Source organism: Rhodococcus sp. P4_B6 (assembly GCF_056402215.1).
Genome location: NZ_JBFUHV010000114.1, coordinates 12824 through 29157, shown reverse-complemented (window position 1 = coordinate 29157; position 16334 = coordinate 12824). Strand labels below are relative to the sequence as shown.

The window sequence follows — 16334 nt, the reverse complement described above, 5'->3', positions numbered from 1 at the left end:
GAATTGTTCTCCGCCGGTGTAGAAGTCAGCGGCCTTCTTGCTCTTCCGCCTGCCGACGATGATCACGATCGCCAGGGTTGATATCACGAATCCGGCGAATACCGCCATGTTCAGCGCGGGATTCCCGACTGTGTGCGATGCCGCGAGATAGTTCATCGGTCTTCCCACTTTGCACGAATAGAGTCGACCGCCGGGGTGATCTTTCGATTCGCGAAGGTCACATAGATCCCGGTGATGACGAACGTGGACACGAACTGACCGAGACCCAGGAAAAACGCTACGTTGAGATTGCCGACGACCGGGGTGGCCATGAAGCCCCGAGAAAAGGTGCTGACCAATACGTATCCCCCGTACCACGTCATAAAGAAGGCCGTGGCCGAGAAGATGAAGATTCGCAAGCGTCTACGGACTTCCCGAAACTCTGGGGAACGCTCGATCTCCTCGTAGGGACTGAGTGAATCGAGAGGGTTATCTGATTTTTCTGCGTCGATGATCATCGCAGATGGCTCCTCGTAATCATTGGGAGGGAGAATGCGGGTCGAAGGTGGTCGGAATCGCTGGTCGGACGTTGCGGTGGTGCGGTGACACGGAGACGGGTAGTAGACTTGCTAACTGCAAGTCAGTGGACGAATAAGAGGAACCGAAATGCCGAATATCAAACGCGCCCTCTCCGAAGCCGCGTGCCCCATTACTCGTGCGGTCGACGTCCTCGGCGACAAGTGGACCCTGCTGATCTTGAAGAACGCCAACGTCGGGATGACCCGCTTCGACGAGTTCCGATCCGACTTGGGGATCGCGGACAACATCCTGTCCGCCCGGCTCAGCCGCCTGGTAGAGATGGGATTGATGGTGCGTGTCCCATACGAAGGCACCGGCCGCACACGGCACGAGTACAAGCTGACCCAGGCCGGCGCAGATATCCTGCCGGTGTTCCACACCCTCGCCGAATGGGGACAACGGCACACCACGATCGAGGGCTTGCCTGCGACGCCGATCCTCTTCATCCACACCGCGTGCGGGAATCCGCTCGAACGGGGCGAGTACTGCCCGAGTTGCGATGTCACGGTCTCACGCGAGGACGAGGCGTGGGTCAGGCCGTGGCGGACACCCGTCGTGGCCACGCTCGCCGACCCGGCGGTCGATGCGCCAACATCGTGAGCCCGTTCGCTATTTGTGGGGAACTCGGGCGAGTTGGCGTCACGTCCACGCCCCATCGGAGGTCACCCCAGCGCAATCAGCTGATTGCGCAGGTCCGGTGGCAGGCTATCGACCCAGTCCTGCTCTTCGCCCTGCTCAGGCAGTACGCGCCCGAACTCGACCATGTCCGTGTGGACGAGTTCGTTCAGGTAAACCCAGATCAGCGATTCCTCGACTCCGGCCACCTGGGCCAGATGGTCTCTGATCTCGGTGACCAGCCGGTTCTTCACCTCGGCCGTGCGCCCGCCCCGGATGTGCCCATACACCCAGATACCACCTTCGGCCGCGGGCTGCCCGCCGATGAAGTGCCCGCCCGAGCCGAACTCCTGAAACACGCACTGCACAAAGGAAACCGGCGCTCCCGTGGCCTCGCCGTGAATCCGGGAGATACCCGCGGCCACCTCCGCTCGCTGGCCATCGCTCAAACGCCCCCGATGGGCGAAGCACATGTAAGTCGGCATCACTAGTTCCTTCCGAAGTTCCGCACTGAATAGCAAAATGCAAGTCAGCTTGTGATCCACACCATAGAACGCTAGCTATTATTTTGCAAGCCAGGATGGACCGACACCTGTCACCACACCTGCCACGGCATGGCGACCATTAGCGCGGATTCTCGCGCAGGAAGTTCGACCCCAGTTCAGGTGAACTCGTAGTGCAGGGTTCGTCCATCCCACCAGGGGACCTCGGTGTCGGGGAGGTTGGCTTGGCGGAGGACGGGTGAGTAGGTGCGCCGGTCGAGTCGGACGGTGATCTCGTTGCCGCGGTTGAGGATCTGTCCGCCGGTGGATAGGAACCGTCGTTGCAGGGTGTCGGGTGTGGCGGTGGCGTAGCCGGGTAGCCGACGTCGCAGTGCGTTGCAGACGGTGTGGGCGAGCACGGTGAGGACGACGTCGTGGTCGACGTTGAGGGGGACGGCGCCTGCCAGGGCGTCGAGGCCGAAGGAGCGGATGGCTTCGGCGAGGCGTTGTTCGATGTTCATCCGGCGGGCGTAGGCCTCGATGATGTTCTTGATGGGGGTGTCRGTGTCGTTGGTGATCAGGATGGTGGGTTCGTCGTGGCCGAGGCCGGCGATGGCAAGTTGACGGACGGTGCCGGGGTAGGCCGAGAGTGTCGCTGCGGGGTTCTCGTGGACCTTGACTTTGCGGGTCTTGCCGCCGGCCCGGGCCACGGTCAGTGCGGTCCATGCGCTGGGCGGCAGTGCGTGCAGGTGTGCGGTGAGTGTGGGGTTGCGGGCGCGCAGGGTGATGAACCCGATGCCGCGGTCGGTGAGCTCGCCGAGTTGGGTTTGGGTGGTGACCTTGGAGTCGAAGATCAACCGTTTCGGGTCGGTCCCGGTCACCTGCTTCCAGTGGTCGGCGAAGGCGAGGATCTCGGTGTTCTGGGTGGCCTTGGCCAGATCGGCGTTGGCGTAGAGCAGGTTGTGGGTGGCTGCGTCCTCGACGAAGAAGGTCAGCACCGAGCGGGTGCGTTGGGAGCGTCGGGGCACGTAGTGCTTCTCCAGCACCGCGTCGTCACCCCAGTGCATCACCGCGTGGAAGTCCAGGTTCAACGCTTCGCCGTCGGCAAGTCCGGCGGCCAGGGTGGCCTGGTCCAGCGCGGCCAGGAACGCGCGTTGCTTGTCGTGGGAGAGCCGGTAGGAGTAGCTGGTCAGCGCGGTTGCCTTGGGCAGGCTGGTCAGTCCGGCGAACAGYGCGGCGCCCGGGTCGGCGGCGATGTCCTCGACGTGGGAGACCCGGCGGGTCGCGGTGAGCTTGAGCGCGAGCAGCGCCAACACCGAGTTCAGGGCCGGGATCACCCGGGTGCCCGGGTAGCCGGCGGCGCCGACCAGGCCGGGCAGGTCCAGGGCGACCAGATCCGGGATCGCCAGCAGCAGCCCGGCCAGCTTCGTCTCCGAGCTTTCGGGCAGGTCGGTGAAGTCGACGACCTTCGTCCGGGTCGGGGGCTCACGTCGTGACAGACCCCGCTCGGCGTGCGGCCGGGGCCACAGTCTGGGGAAGCCCTCCTCCGCGAGCACCTCGGCCACCCCGGTCCGGTTCAGCGGCGTGCCCTCCTCGGCCAGCACCGCYGCAATCTCGTGCGCGGACCGGCCCGCCTGTCGCAGCTCGATGATCCGTCCCCGCGCCGCGTCCTTGGTCGGCGCCGACTTGGGGCCCGGCTTGGTGGCCGCGAAGAAGTCGGTGCGTCCGGCCCGGAAGTCACGGGCCAACGAGGTCAGGGCGGCCGGCGTGTAGCCGAACCGGGCGGCAGCCTGTGCGGCCGAGGCACCTTCGAACAGGTAGGCGCGCAGCGCCTCGTAACGGCGGTGGTTCACCTCGGTCGGGGCAGCGAAGAACTCACCACCGGGCCGAGCGGCCCCAGCTGGGGTCGATTCCGCTGCCTGTTCCACCCTTGTACTAGAACAGTCTGGTCGGGGCGGGTCAAGGCGACCCGCCCAGCGAAGCGGAAACTACTTACAGAGTTGTGATTTGTTCGGATGCACTGCGGCTCTCGCTGCCGTCGGTTGCACAACGTGATACGGATACAAGCTGCGACAGGCAGCGAAACCTACCCCAGCCGGCGCTGGAAGTAATTACCTCAGAAGCCGAAGCCGCAGAGAGACAAAGCCAATCGGGCACTACCCGATCCCAGCCAACGCCAGCCTGATCGCCCATGACGACCTTGCGGGAATCCGCGTTAGCGCTGCGACCTCCGGAAGACGGCTCAGTGGGATGGACAGGATCACGACGTCCACATCCTTCACCGCCTCGGCCGCGGATGCTGCATGCGCTCCCGTGGCAAGAACTTCGGCGTCGATCGTTTCCGGCCCGCGGGAGTTGGCCACCTTCACGTCGTGGCCGGCGGCGCCCAACTTCTGACTCAGGGTCTTGCCGATGTATCCGACGCCGAGAATGCCTATTTTCATGTGGAACTCCTTCTGTTATGCATCATTTCATTGGTCAACAGGCTTCAGCGAACGTTTCGTACATGCGTCGCCGGGATGCGTTGACCCGTCGGCTCGGCCTTGTCGAACGCGCAGATCTTTGCGAGTGCGCCTATCCGTATGGGAGCTGCGATCTCGCGCGGTATCGTCTGTTCGAACGGGATTCGCCGCTCGTTCCGTTGCGCGTGACGGTGCCCTCGACCGACCCATGCGAAAGCGTCGGCTTCCGAGCGGTGTGGGCGCTGGGATGGTTCAGTGGGTACTTGGCGCTTTGGGAACGAAAAGGACGCCGAGGACGGCGACGATGGCGATGACTCCGGCGGTCGTGAAGGCGGCCTGGGCTGCGGACACGGACTCGGCCATGCCGAGTGCACCCGCATCCTTGGCCCCGATCGTGTAGGCCGAGATGAGCACTGCACCACCGGCGGCCCCGGCCAGCTGTTGGATGGTGGTGAAGGCTGCRGTGCCGTGCGGGTAGAGGTCGGCACGCAGGGAGGCCAATGCGGTCGTCGTCATCGGCGCCCACATGAGAGCTTGGGAAGCGGAGAGGACGAGGTAGGCCATCAGGATCGTGACCACACTGGTGTCCCCGTCCATCTGGCTGAGGAACCACAGGGACGCCGTCCAAACGACCGCGCCGGGGATCGCCAGTGGTCGTGGCCCGAAGCGGTCGTATACCCGTCCGCCCAGCCCGGAGACGATCGCGATGAGGGCCCCGCCAGGAACCAGGAAGAGGCCGATTGCGAAGGTGCTCAGTCCGACGACGTGGGTCAACACCAGGGGCAGGACGATCAGCGTGCCGAACCCGTTGAGCGCGACGATGACCATCACCAGGAGTGGCACGGTGAACGACCTTGTGCCGAAGATTCTCATGTCGAGGAATGCGTCGCGGTGGCGCTGCAGGACGACCTGTCGGTAGACGAACGCCGCGATGCCGGCCAGCCCGACGGTGATCGGGAGGTAGGGCGGGATGGGCGCGTGGCCCGAAACGGACTCGCCGATCGAGGCCAGGCCGTAGACGAGCGAGCCGAACCCGACGGCGGACAGCACCAGCGACAGGATGTCGAGCGTCGCCTGCTCGGGTGTGGTGATGTTGCGGAGTTTCATCGCCCCCAGTGCCAGTGCTGCCAGGGTGATCGGCAGTACGAGAATGAAGAGCCACCGCCAGTTCAGCTGGGACAGCACGACACCGGACACTGCCGGGCCGACCGCCGGTGCCACGGCGGTCAATCCTGTGACCAGTGCCATCGTGTGGCCGCGGCGACCGGCGGGGACAAGGCGCATCGTCGTGGTCATCAGCAGCGGCATGAAGACGGCGGTCCCGGCGGCCTGGACGATTCGTCCGGCGAGCAGGACCTCGATTGCCGGCGCGAGCGCGGCGATTGCCGTCCCGACGGTGAATAGCGATAGCGCACCGAGGAAGATGGTGCGCAGGTGGAACCGTCGCATTACGTATCCGGTGGCCGGGATGAGCACCGCGAGCGTCAGCAGGTAGCCCGTCGTGACCCACTGCCCGGTGCTCGGGGTGATGCCGAAATCGACGATTAGGGTGGGGAGCGCGACCCCGAGCAGCATTTCATTGAGTAGGACGATGAATGTCGAGACCATCAGCAACCCGATGACCAGGGCGCTTCCCGGGGCGAGCCGAGCCTCAGGATCGGTCTGGGATGCGGTGGGTGTGACGTTCGCGACCGGTGTGTCCGGGATTGACATGTGCGTGCTCTCTGTCTGGAGTGGTGGGTCGGTTGTGAGGGGTCAGCTCGACGCGAGTGCTGCGCCGGCGAGGCGCGGGTCGAGTCCGTACTGAGCGGGTGCGCCGAGGTGATCGCGCAGGGTGGACCCTTCATAGTCCCGGTGGAACAGGCCGCGCTCTTGCAGCAACGGGACGACCTGGTCGACGAAGGCGTCGATGCCGTCGTGGTAGACGTCGATGGCCAGTGAGAAACCGTCGCAGGCACCGGCCTCGAACCACTGCTGCATGTGGTCGGCCACGTCGGCGGCCGTGCCGGGCACGACCGGGTGGTAGTCGATGACCCCGTGGGCCAGGACGTCCCGGAGGGACCAGCCCTCACGTGCCACCTCCAGTGCGCGGGTCGAACGCGGGTCTGCCGGGTTGGGATTGGCATCGGCGAGCTGACGTGCGGTGAGCGGCTCATCGAGCTGACCGGGGCTCAAGTGCAGACCGATCATTGCGCCGAGGTAGGTCACGCGCTGGTCCAGGTCGACCGACTGGTCCAGCAGACGCCGCCGGTCCAGGGCAGCCCGGTGGGTGGGCGCGATGCTCGGCATGAAGCCGGCGAACAGTTTCACCTCGTCGGGGTTCCGGCCTGCGCGTTCGGCGGCGAGGCGCAGTGCCGCACGGTGCGCGCGGCCTTCCTCGATGGTGAAGGGATTGGCGTACACGCCGCTGGCGTAGCGGGYCGCCAGGTCCAGCCCGTTCCCACCGCCACCGGCCTGGAAGAGGACCGGCTGGCCCTGCTCGGACGGTGGGATCGGCAGCGGTCCACGCGCGGCGACGTGGCGGCCGTGCATGTTGATCGGCTGGATCTTGCTCATGTCGGCGAACCGCTTGCCTGCGACGTCGCGTACCCAGGCGTCCCGCTCCCAGCTGCCCCACAGCGCCTGGACCGCTTGGACGACCTCGTGGGCTCGCTCGTATTTCTCCGCACGCGGAGGAACCGAGCGGCCGAAGTTTGCCGCGGCGGCTGCGTTCGAGGTGGTGACCGCGTTCCATCCGGCCCGCCCGTGGCTGATCACGTCGAGTGCCTTGAACTGGCGGGCCAGGTTGTAGGGCTCGTTGAAGGTAGTGGAGGAGGTGGTGACCAGGCCGATCCGTTCGGTCTCCCGGGCGATCGAGGTCAGGATCAGCAGCGGGTCGATCGCGAAGTGAGGAGGCTCGTGCTTGAGATCCACGTCCAGCGCCGGCGTGTCGGCGAAGAACAGCAGTTGGATCTTGCCGCGCTCGGCAGCCTGGGCATACCGCACGAACTGGTCCATGTCGGTGTAGCTGAACAGGTTCGCCCCCGGCACCCGCCACGAGCCCGGTTGAGCTCCGTAACCGCTGGTGAGCTGCAGGCATAGGAGCATAGTGCTCGAATCATCGCCGCGTGAGTCGGGGAAAATCACTTGGGGTTCGCTCTCTGTTGACGCTTCGAGGGGTGCCACGTGCGGTGCTCGCTTTCGTGGTCGTTGTCGGTCGACGGTGCCGGTGCCGGTGCCGGGGTGGGATAGCCGTCGAGTAGAAATTGCACGCGGGATGGCTTTGCTCGACGGCGGGGATGCCGGGGTACGCTGATGAAGTGGGGGCTGCCCCCAGATAATAAACGGGGTGCCCCCCCGTTTAGCAAATCGGCGTCGTAACGTCGGCGTTTCTAGAGACTTTGAGGTGCGACATGGCGGGTAGCGAGACGCGACTGCGTCGATCACGGGCGGACTTCGAACGGAACCGGTCGGAAATACTGGAATCTGCCGAGAAGCGTTTCTCCAAGGAGGGAGTAGGCACCTCCTTGGAGGCGGTAGCACGCGACGCAGGGGTCGGGTCGGCCACCCTCTATCGCCACTTCCCGACCCGCGACGCACTACTCGCTGAGCTGCTGAGTCGCCGCGAGAGCCAACTCCTGTCCGAGAAGCATCGAATCGAGCAGATCGTCGACAGTGGCTCGGCACTGGAACAGTGGATGGCCGCGCTCGAAGACTTCTTCGGGGCGTTCGAGGGCCTGCCCGGGCCGCTGCGCAGCGCGTTCCTCGAGGAACACAATCCCCTTGCGGTCAGCTGCACCGGCTTTATCGAGCTGACCGGCCAGTTCCTGGGTGCGGCACAGCGAGACGGGAAGGCGCACAGCTGGCTTCGCGCGCGTGACCTCTTCCTCGCCGCGCTCGCCCTGAGCTGGGTCAGAGGCTCGTCGCTGGCAGACGAGTCGTCCCAACAACACCTCAGGGCGTTGAGCAGAGACGGCTACGCATCCACCAATGAGGCTCCCTAACCCGAAGGTCGCCCGAGGTCACGTTCGACTCAGGAGGACGCAGGAGCGGCGATATCCTGAACGTGCATGATCGAGAGGTGAGCGGTATGGGTCCGACGATGGGAGATGATCCTCTCGACACCCAGCGCGACGTGACGCCTACGGTCACGACGGAGCTGGATGCGGCCGGGTTCGCGGATGCAGAGGAGATCGGGCGTGGCGGTTTCGGTGTGGTGTACCGCTGTCGCCAGACGGAACTGGACCGCACCGTGGCGGTCAAGGTGCTCACCGCGGATCTCGATGAGGAGAACCGGGCCCGGTTCTTCCGGGAGCAGCGGGCGATGGGCAGGCTCACAGGGCATCCCAATATCGTGAACGTGCTGCAGGTCGGCGCGACCGACAGAGGGCACCCGTACATCGTGATGCCATACCACCCGCTCGATTCGCTGGATGCCCGCATCCGGGGCAGCGGGCCGCTCGGGGTGGACGAGGTACTGCGACTGGGGGTGAAACTGGCCGGGGCGCTCGAGACCGCGCACCGAGCCGGCATCGTGCATCGCGACGTCAAGCCGGCCAACGTTCTGATCACGGACTACGGCGAACCGGAGTTGACCGACTTCGGCATCGCGCACATCGCCGGCGGGTTCGAAACGGGTACGGGCACGGTGACCGGGTCACCGGCGTTCACCGCCCCGGAGGTGCTCAGCGGCGACCCTCCCAGTGCGGTCTCGGACATTTACGGGCTCGGTGCGACGCTGTTTTGCGCGCTCACCGGTCATGCGGCGTTCGAGCGGCACAGCGGTGAACAGGTGATCGCTCAGTTTCTGCGCATCACCACACAGCCTGTTCCCGATCTGCGGGAGCAGGGAATCCCGGACGACGTGTGCGCCGTCGTCGAGCGCGCGATGGCGACGGCACCCGGGGATCGGCCAGGGTCGGCCGCGGCGCTAGGCGAGGCGCTCCAGCAGATCCAAGCAGCGCGTGGTCGTGCGGTGGACGAGATGGCGCTGCACGGAACGGGTAGGGCGGCTGCGGCGGCTACCGCCGGCGTCGCGCAGGCCGGCTCCAATGTGTCGCCGCAGCCGCGGCACCGGCCCCGGCATGCTGCGGCGGGAAACCTGCCGATGGAGCTGACCAGTTTCGTGGGACGACGCCGAGAGTTGACCGAGGCCAGGGCCGCCTTGTCGGATGCTCGCCTGGTCACCCTCACGGGAATCGGCGGGGTCGGCAAGACGCGGCTGGCCCTACGGGTCGCGGCCGACGCCCGCCGCGGGTTCCCCGACGGGGTCTACTGGGTCGAGTTGGGTGAACTGACCGACGAATCCCTTCTCATCGACATCGTCGCTGCGACCCTGGGACTGCGTGACCACTCTGCACGTCCGCTAAGGGAACTCGTTGTCGAATTCCTCGCGGACCGGCGCCTGCTGCTTGTACTGGACAACTGCGAGCAGGTGGTGGACGCGGTCGCGCAGCTGTCTGAGACGCTGTTGCGAAGCTGCAGCGAACTACGTGTCCTCGCCACCAGTCGTGAATCGCTCAGTATCGGTGGGGAGGTGGTGCTGCGGGTGCCGCCGTTGACCGCGCCCGAACCGGACCGCGAGCCGACTCTGCGTGGGCTGCCCCAATTCGACGCGGTCACTCTGTTCGCCGAACGCGCCGCGGCGGCGGTGCCGGGATTCATGCTCTCCGAACAGAACAAGGACGCCATCGCTCTAATTTGTCACCGGTTGGATGGTCTGCCACTGCCGATCGAGTTGGCGGCGGCGCGACTGCGGGCGATGTCGGTCGAGCAGATCCTGCGCCGGCTGACCGACCGCTATGGGCTGCTCACCTTGGGTGACCGGGGCGCGCCCACTCGGCAACAGACCCTGCGGTTGTCCATCGCCTGGAGCTACGACCTCTGCACGACGCAGGAGCAGCAACTATGGTCGCGGCTGTCGGTGTTCGCGGGCAGTGTCGAACTCGATGGCATCGAAGGGGTCTGCGCCGAAAACCCGGATACCGGAGACGCCCTCGACACGGTGACCTCTCTGGTGGACAAGTCGATTCTCATTCGAGAGGAGTCGAGTGGCGTCGTGCGGTTCCGGATGCTCGAAACCCTGCGTGACTATGGCAGAGAGAAGTTGGAGGAGGCCGGCGAATCCGAGCGAATGCGTCGACGACACCGGGACTGGTATTTGCAGCTGGCGTTGCAGGCGGACACCGAGTGGATCAGCAGTCGACAGATCGCCTGGATCGACCGCCTACGCCGAGAGCTGTCGAATCTGCGTGAGTCCCTGGAATCCTCTCTAAAGGAACTGAATTCGTTGGAGTGTCTGCGGATGGCGACGGCGCTGTTCCCGTTCTGGATGGGGCGGAGCATGTTCAGCGAGGGCCGATACTGGTTTGATCGCATCCTCGACAGCTCACCGGGAGAGTCAAGCAGCCTGCGCATCCGAGCGCTCTGCGACAATAGCGAATTGGCCGAAGCGCAGGGGGACGTGGTAGCCGGAACGGCTCTGGTTGCGGAAGGCCGGGCGCTGGCGGAGCACACGGACGACCCCACCATAGAGGCCTACATTGCCTACGCGGAAGGCGTGCTGGCACTGTTCGCCGGTGATCTTCCGCGGGCCCGTGCGCGCCTTGAGGCTGCCGCCCTGAATTCTGGATCGCGTGGCCATTCGGCGCAGCTGCTCAAGGCTCTCATGTTGCTCGGGACGGTGAATGATCTGCTCGGCGACTCGGCGCGGTCGATCGACTACTACCAGCAGGTTCTCGATATCACCGGGTCGGTCGGCGAGTCGATGTACCGCGCCTACACACTGTGGGCCCTGGGCGTTGCCACGTATCGGCAGGGCGACGACACGAGCGCCCTGCGCTATCTCACCGACGGACTCACGCTGGCTCGCCGGGTGGACGCCCCGTTGACTGTGGCCACCTGCCTCGAAGCGTTCGCGTGGATCGCCGACCGGAACGGTGGCGCGGCGCGCGCCGCGGTCCTGATGGGTGCGGCGGAAGCCACGGTCGAGATGACCCGTCACTCAACGGTGTTGTACCCCAACCTTAACGGGTTGCACGAGCAGTGTGAGCGACGCATCCAGCGCATTCTCGGCGAGCGAGCATTCGAGAAGAACCGGAGCCACGGAGCGTCCCTTGACGTCGACAAAGCAGTCGCTTTCGCGCTCGGTGAGCCAGAGCCTGAGGCCGCTGTAACAACGCCTTCTACGCCGACGACACCGACCAAGCGGGAGCGGCAGGTGGCCGACCTCGTGGCCGAAGGACTCACCAACAAGGAGATCGCCGCCCGATTGCATATTTCACCGCGCACAGCGCAGGGACATGTCGAGCATCTGCTGTCCAAACTGGGCTTCAACTCCCGAGCCCAGATCGCTGCATGGGTTGTGGAGCAGGAACGCCGGTAGGCGCGCTCCAGTGAGGCCCCTGTCGGAGACCCTTCCAACTGGCTGACCCTTCAATCTGACTCCGGTGAGTTGCAATCCGACTCTTCCTGGTGCCGGGTGGTGCCGTCATCTCCGTAGTGTCCGCGCTCGGTGATTGGGTGTACGACCGCTTCGAGCCACGCCCGCTGGCTATTCGATCCTCGGCACGCTGGACGAAAGCAGCCGAGTGTGGGCGTATTTGGCAGCCTACCTCGCCCTGTCCGGCACAAGCGATGATGTGGGCTCCGATGACAACCATTGCCCCGTCGGCCTTGCGCGCCCTCGCTACGCGCACGGAAGTGCGGCGCTCGACCGTCTCCGCGTGTCGGAGGGCGAAGACTATCCCGACCACTGCGCTCGACGAGGTTCTCGACGAGCTCAACAGTGTCGAGCGATCACTGTGAGATCCGAGGTGATTATCGGCGGTGCGGCACCCCGAGGTGTGGTGGTCGCGATGGCAGTCACCCTGGGTCGGGGACGGTGGTGCAGGGGTGGTTCGGTCCGATCAGGCTGGATGGCGACCGAAAATGCGATGGCCGGGTTCGTGATTCACAGGTGCGCCAGCATGGGAAACAGGGCGATCGCGGAGACGGTGATGCCCGCGGCGCCGGCCACGACGCCCAGTAGGGCCCGCAACGATGCCGCCTCGTCGTCCGCTACCGCGGACCGCGACGTGGCGATAGCGCCGCACACGACCGCGGCAACTCCCAGGATGAAGCCGAGCCCGACCACCCAGAACGAGGCCACGGACAGCGCCCCCAGGGCGATAGACACGACCGGCAACCGCGAGCCATGCTGCTTCGGTATCTCGTTGCTGTTGACGGAAGAACACATGCGGTGGTCGGCGCAGGGGTTGCGAGGGACAGCGGTGGTCATGTTCCTCCTTCTCACGGTCAGTCGGGTTCGGGCGGGCATGAATGGCTGTACAGGACCTGGAGTGTCTTCGGGACGGTTCGGTCCAAGGATGCCGGGAGCAGCGTTGCCGAGGCTGCGTCAGTGGTCGTTGGTCGCGACTCGGTCGAGGGTCCCGCTTGTGACGTAGACCCCATAGGAATTTAGCACTCATGCTTGGAGAGTGCTAACTCTTTTTGCTAAGTAATTTCATCCTCGGTGTGCCGTCCCGGACACTGCGGCCGAGTGCACCCCAGCCGCCACCGGGGTGGGGTCGCAACCAGGTGCTCGGCTCTATGTCGGTGGTGTGTCGAACTGTCTCCACTCGTGTGCCCAGCGCCGCAACCGGTTCCGGATGAACACTCTGTGTGCGAGGGCCGTAAGGAGCATGACGGCACCGGCCGTGAGTGCCCAGACCCCGCAGGCGGCGGTCACGGCGAGGACGGTGTTTTCCCGGCTGTCGGGGACGGGGCCGGTGAGGTTGCCGTCGGCGTCGACGCTGATGGTGATGGTCTGACCGGCCTTCGCGGGTGGGTCGGTGACCACGGCGGCGACGTGATCCCCGTGGGGTGTGGACCAGCGCGCCCGGGCGGTGTTCTGGGTGCCGGCGGGGAGAATCGAATATTCGGGGGTGTGGGGTGCGAGGTAGGTGTCCTCGAGCAGGACAGCAGGTACGGGGTGGACGCCGGCGCGCAGTGTGTGGGTTTGCTGTTCCAGTCGGGTGTGGGTGGCGGTGCCGAACGCCGCGGCGACGGGGATCAGCAGCAGGACCACGACCGCGGTGAGCAGGATGAGGGTGGCCTCGTAGCGGTCGCTGGGGCGCATCAGGTGGTTGCGGCTCCATGGGCGCAGCCGCCACCACCGAATCGGTGTGGCCACCGGTACCGGTGCCGGTTCCTCCCGACGCATGGTCACCTCCCGCAGGATCTCTGCTTCCCTCCCTTCGATTGTGCGACGGAATCCGCGGTGGTGTTTTCCACACGTTGCTCGGCGAGCGCCGGAAAGGCTCACGCAGGGTGCTTCAGGCGGAGTGCATTGTGGGTGTATTCGTCGATTGTCTCGTGCATGAGTCGTCGCTGAGCTTGCGGTGCTGACGCGTGAATTCGTCGAGATCGTTGCTCGGTGGCAGTGGCAGTCGGACTTGCCGTTTTGGGGAGGCGCCGCTGATGCCCGCGTTCTGCGGCAGGGATGGGCAACCGGCGCGGCCTTCTCGAGCAGGGCCAGGCCCGCCACGCGGCGTCGTTGCCTTGCATGGCGGTGGCCGAGTCCGTCCGAGCCATGTCGTGCTCGGCCCGCGACCGGTGGGCGCACCTTCGCACTCGCCGCTCGAATGGGAAACGGGGTTTAGGGGTAGTGGGTCGCCGATCTCGTGTCCGACGACGTCACCGCGTTCGAGCAACCGACTGGCAGGCTGCGCCGGTTGCTGTCGCGCGAATGGAGCGCGTCGGCTGTCTGTTGGGCGTATCTGGGTGGCCGCCGACGGCACCGTAGTGGCGGATGCTGCAGCTGTCCGTGCGCGGGTGGTGTTCGTGCAGGTCGGGTCGCGTGCCGGGCCGGTGGGTGCTTATGCTCGATCTCGGGAGTTTCGCCGAGCGAAGAGGTGCATCAATATGGCCCGAAACAGTGGCAGCCGGCCGGTCGGTGGCCCGGAGTTGACGGTCGGTGTCCGGGTGCTGGTCCGCAGGAGCACCGGGGCCGATCTCACCGGTGAGGTTGTCGAGGATTATGCGGTGGTGACCGATCCTGGCGGTGGTGGGCATGAGTGGGCGCCGGTGCATCGGTGGGCGGTCGCGCTCGACGACGGGCGGCTGGTCTTTGCCGACACCGAAGACCTGACCATCGATCCGGGCTTCTACGGCTCCGCCCCGAACCCGACCCCGGACCGGGATTCGGCTGTGCGGACACCCGGCCGACACCGGGGAGAATGATCGGCGGCAGCTGCTTCGTGGCCGGTCTGGGTGGCATCGGGCCTCGTGAACACGAATTTCGCTAGCAGTCAGTCGATTACATGAATGACGTGGATGAGGTCCTGAAGTGGTACGTCGATCTCACCGCATGATCTGTCGGGAATTCCTGAGTCGTGGCATAGCCGCACCGGACGTGTTTGCGCTGTGGTGTTGTTCGGAACTGGGGCTTCTGGCTTACGGTGTCCGTATGAGAGGTGATGAGGCTCGAGTGGCCCGGGACTTCGCGCGGTGGTTGTCATCTCAAGGGCTGGACGGTGGTGCCCGATACGGATGTCGTCGACATCGTTGCTGGGAAGGACGGCCGCCGGCTCTACGCCGAGGTCAAGGGTGCGACCGCCGTGCCGGGGTTGGATGTCGATACCGCGATTGGGCAGTTGGTGAGGCGGATGCCGAGCGAGGCGGATCAGTCGGTGTCGTTCGCGCTGGTGGTGCGTGACGAGCCTGGATCGGTGGAGGCGGCGGGGCGGGCACCGCAGCGGATTCTGGATCTGTTGGGGATGGCGCTGTATGCGGTCGATGAGGACGGTGGGGTGCGGCAGCTCTTCGGCCGCGCATGAAGCCTGTCCTCGGTACGGGCCGGGGCTACGGCTAGCAGGGTGGCCGGTAGCATCAGCACGGCCCACGATGGTGGGGATGGGGCGGTAGCTCAGTCGGTTAGAGCCGTGGACTCATAATCCATTGGTCGCGGGTTCGAGCCCCGCCCGCCCCACCGCGTCGCCGGGCCGCCGGGACGTCCGTGGAGGGGCGATGGCCGGCTGCCGCTCCGGCGGGGCAAGTGTATGCGATGCAGTGACATTGGTGGACCGCTCAGCCTGGCGGTGTCCGGGTCCTCGGATGCTCCGACGTTCTCAGGCGCAGTCGCGGCAGATTTGTTGCGCAGCGTCGGCGAGGCGGCTGCGGTGATGGACCAAAAAACAACTGGTGCAGGTGAATTCGTCGGCCTGTTTGGGGATGACGCGGACGGTGAGTTCTTCGCCGGACAGGTCGGCGCCGGGCAGTTCGAAGGATTCGGCGGTGTCGCTGTCTTCGACGTCGACGACGGGGGGCTGGGTGTCTTTCCTGCTGGCGGTGAGCTGTTCGAGGGAGGTGTCGGTCGTGTCGTCGGATTCGGTGACTCTGGGGGCGTCGTAGTCGGTGGCCATGGTGGTTTTCCTTCAAGCTCTGCGTGTTCGGACCCGCCACATTAGACGGTCCGGTGACGCGGCACCCTCCCCGGGTCAGGGCGTGCTGTGGCGTCCGCATTTGCGGGGGTAGGGGATCGTGTTCCGGGTCGGTTCGGCGGTTTGCCCGGATTTTCGATTGTCAATTTCTGGCAGGGGATCTGGTCATGCCGGAGGAGGGGGCGGGTGGACCCTCTCAGCTGATCCCCACTGCTGATAGGTGGTTTCATCGAGGACCCGCTTTCGCCCGCGTCATTCGTGCGAATGACAGCCGCGAGCTCACGGTGTGGGGATGTGGGGGCGGGCGGGGATCGGCGCCACGCCGATCGGGGCTCTGCGGGTCGAGTTGGGAGCGTGCGATTCGGCTTGAACTTCCGACCTCGCGAAGGTAAAAAATCTATATCCTGCGATTCAGATAAGTTCGCTGCGACGAGCCAGGAAGCAAGGAGGATCTGATGACCGCAGACAACCCGGAGGACGATCCTCGTGATGGACGACCCCTCGTTCTCGGCGCGGGCAGCGGCGGGGCGATCGCCGGGGGCCTGATCGTCACGCTCGCCCTCAGTGCGCTCACCGTCCTCTCGTCCTTACCGGCCTGGCCGGGAGCGACGCCGCAGCGGCCCCCCTTCGTGTCGATGCTTCGAGCGTTGAGGGGAATTCGCCGTGACCTGCGGGGACGGCGACCGGTACCGATAGTTGGGCGTGTGTGCGGATCGCGGGCGCGGCGGGCGTGTGCTAGAACTATCGGGCATCGGCAGTGACGTGACTCACATTCTCGCGTCCGTTCGGGATTGGTTGTTGGCACACCGGCACCTCCC

13 protein-coding genes, 1 tRNA gene and 1 pseudogene are annotated in these 16334 nt (G+C 65.6%); 6 read left to right on the top strand and 9 right to left on the bottom strand.

Translation table 11 applies throughout. The annotated features are described in order from the left end of the window. Positions 1–152 precede the first annotated feature (152 nt). A complete protein-coding gene (locus tag AC1DWT_RS35390) occupies positions 153–497 on the bottom strand; it encodes a DUF485 domain-containing protein (protein WP_477924225.1) in 345 nt (114 codons plus the stop codon). Between the two features lie 148 nt (positions 498–645). On the opposite strand from AC1DWT_RS35390, the gene AC1DWT_RS35385 reads away from it, so the two are divergent. Further along, a complete protein-coding gene (locus AC1DWT_RS35385; protein ID WP_477924223.1) occupies positions 646–1158 on the top strand; it encodes a winged helix-turn-helix transcriptional regulator in 513 nt (170 codons plus the stop codon). 62 nt (positions 1159–1220) lie between these two features. Here the strand turns inward: AC1DWT_RS35385 and AC1DWT_RS35380 are convergent, their stop codons facing one another. From AC1DWT_RS35380 to AC1DWT_RS35360, 5 genes are all read right to left on the bottom strand, one after another. Further along, positions 1221–1658 carry a tautomerase family protein gene (locus tag AC1DWT_RS35380; RefSeq protein WP_477924221.1) on the bottom strand — a complete coding sequence of 146 codons (438 nt, stop codon included), beginning with the start codon at positions 1656–1658 and terminating at the stop codon, positions 1221–1223. A gap of 176 nt (positions 1659–1834) precedes the next feature. Then, entirely contained in the window at positions 1835–3583 is a 1749-nt protein-coding gene (locus AC1DWT_RS35375; protein ID WP_206014079.1) for a hypothetical protein, read from the bottom strand. Between the two features lie 228 nt (positions 3584–3811). Then, the gene (locus AC1DWT_RS35370) at positions 3812–4099 is read right to left on the bottom strand and encodes an NAD(P)-binding domain-containing protein (protein ID WP_477924219.1); all 288 of its coding nucleotides are present in this window, start codon (positions 4097–4099) and stop codon (positions 3812–3814) included. Positions 4100–4369: 270 nt separating this feature from the next. After that, positions 4370–5830, bottom strand: a complete 1461-nt coding sequence (locus tag AC1DWT_RS35365) for a DHA2 family efflux MFS transporter permease subunit (protein WP_477924217.1) — start codon at positions 5828–5830, stop codon at positions 4370–4372. Between the two features lie 42 nt (positions 5831–5872). Then, on the bottom strand, positions 5873–7204 hold the full coding sequence (locus AC1DWT_RS35360) for an NtaA/DmoA family FMN-dependent monooxygenase (protein ID WP_477924215.1): 1332 nt from the start codon (positions 7202–7204) through the stop codon (positions 5873–5875). Positions 7205–7509: 305 nt separating this feature from the next. On the opposite strand from AC1DWT_RS35360, the gene AC1DWT_RS35355 reads away from it, so the two are divergent. Both AC1DWT_RS35355 and AC1DWT_RS35350 read left to right on the top strand, forming a co-directional pair. Continuing rightward, the gene (locus AC1DWT_RS35355) at positions 7510–8100 is read left to right on the top strand and encodes a TetR/AcrR family transcriptional regulator (protein ID WP_283334447.1); all 591 of its coding nucleotides are present in this window, start codon (positions 7510–7512) and stop codon (positions 8098–8100) included. Between the two features lie 98 nt (positions 8101–8198). After that, a complete protein-coding gene (locus tag AC1DWT_RS35350) occupies positions 8199–11480 on the top strand; it encodes a protein kinase domain-containing protein (protein WP_477924214.1) in 3282 nt (1093 codons plus the stop codon). A gap of 567 nt (positions 11481–12047) precedes the next feature. Here the strand turns inward: AC1DWT_RS35350 and AC1DWT_RS35345 are convergent. Together AC1DWT_RS35345 and AC1DWT_RS35340 are read right to left on the bottom strand one after the other, a co-directional pair. Continuing rightward, on the bottom strand, positions 12048–12374 hold the full coding sequence (locus tag AC1DWT_RS35345) for a hypothetical protein (protein WP_477924212.1): 327 nt from the start codon (positions 12372–12374) through the stop codon (positions 12048–12050). A gap of 309 nt (positions 12375–12683) precedes the next feature. After that, entirely contained in the window at positions 12684–13298 is a 615-nt protein-coding gene (locus AC1DWT_RS35340; protein ID WP_477924226.1) for an Rv1733c family protein, read from the bottom strand. 701 nt (positions 13299–13999) lie between these two features. On the opposite strand from AC1DWT_RS35340, the gene AC1DWT_RS35335 reads away from it, so the two are divergent. The 3 genes and pseudogenes from AC1DWT_RS35335 (at position 14000) to AC1DWT_RS35325 (ending at position 15065) form a co-directional block, all read left to right on the top strand. Further along, positions 14000–14317, top strand: coding sequence for a hypothetical protein (locus AC1DWT_RS35335; protein WP_477924210.1), 318 nt, complete (start codon positions 14000–14002; stop codon positions 14315–14317). 247 nt (positions 14318–14564) lie between these two features. Further along, positions 14565–14913, top strand: a pseudogene (locus tag AC1DWT_RS35330) (hypothetical protein). Positions 14914–14991: 78 nt separating this feature from the next. Continuing rightward, a tRNA-Ile gene (locus AC1DWT_RS35325) sits at positions 14992–15065 on the top strand. A gap of 139 nt (positions 15066–15204) precedes the next feature. Here the strand turns inward: AC1DWT_RS35325 and AC1DWT_RS35320 are convergent. After that, the gene (locus tag AC1DWT_RS35320) at positions 15205–15498 is read right to left on the bottom strand and encodes a DUF4193 domain-containing protein (protein ID WP_477924208.1); all 294 of its coding nucleotides are present in this window, start codon (positions 15496–15498) and stop codon (positions 15205–15207) included. Positions 15499–16334: the final 836 nt, after the last annotated feature.

Excerpts from the sequence above, each read along its gene's own strand:
- AC1DWT_RS35390 (WP_477924225.1), bottom strand. The coding sequence starts at position 497 with ATGATCATCGACGCAGAAAAATCAGATAACCCTCTCGATTCACTCAGT.
- AC1DWT_RS35385 (WP_477924223.1), top strand. The coding sequence starts at position 646 with ATGCCGAATATCAAACGCGCCCTCTCCGAAGCCGCGTGCCCCATTACT.
- AC1DWT_RS35380 (WP_477924221.1), bottom strand. The coding sequence starts at position 1,658 with ATGCCGACTTACATGTGCTTCGCCCATCGGGGGCGTTTGAGCGATGGC.
- AC1DWT_RS35370 (WP_477924219.1), bottom strand. The coding sequence starts at position 4,099 with ATGAAAATAGGCATTCTCGGCGTCGGATACATCGGCAAGACCCTGAGT.
- AC1DWT_RS35355 (WP_283334447.1), top strand. The coding sequence starts at position 7,510 with ATGGCGGGTAGCGAGACGCGACTGCGTCGATCACGGGCGGACTTCGAA.
- AC1DWT_RS35350 (WP_477924214.1), top strand. The coding sequence starts at position 8,199 with ATGGGAGATGATCCTCTCGACACCCAGCGCGACGTGACGCCTACGGTC.
- AC1DWT_RS35345 (WP_477924212.1), bottom strand. The coding sequence starts at position 12,374 with ATGACCACCGCTGTCCCTCGCAACCCCTGCGCCGACCACCGCATGTGT.
- AC1DWT_RS35340 (WP_477924226.1), bottom strand. The coding sequence starts at position 13,298 with ATGCGTCGGGAGGAACCGGCACCGGTACCGGTGGCCACACCGATTCGG.
- AC1DWT_RS35335 (WP_477924210.1), top strand. The coding sequence starts at position 14,000 with ATGGCCCGAAACAGTGGCAGCCGGCCGGTCGGTGGCCCGGAGTTGACG.
- AC1DWT_RS35320 (WP_477924208.1), bottom strand. The coding sequence starts at position 15,498 with ATGGCCACCGACTACGACGCCCCCAGAGTCACCGAATCCGACGACACG.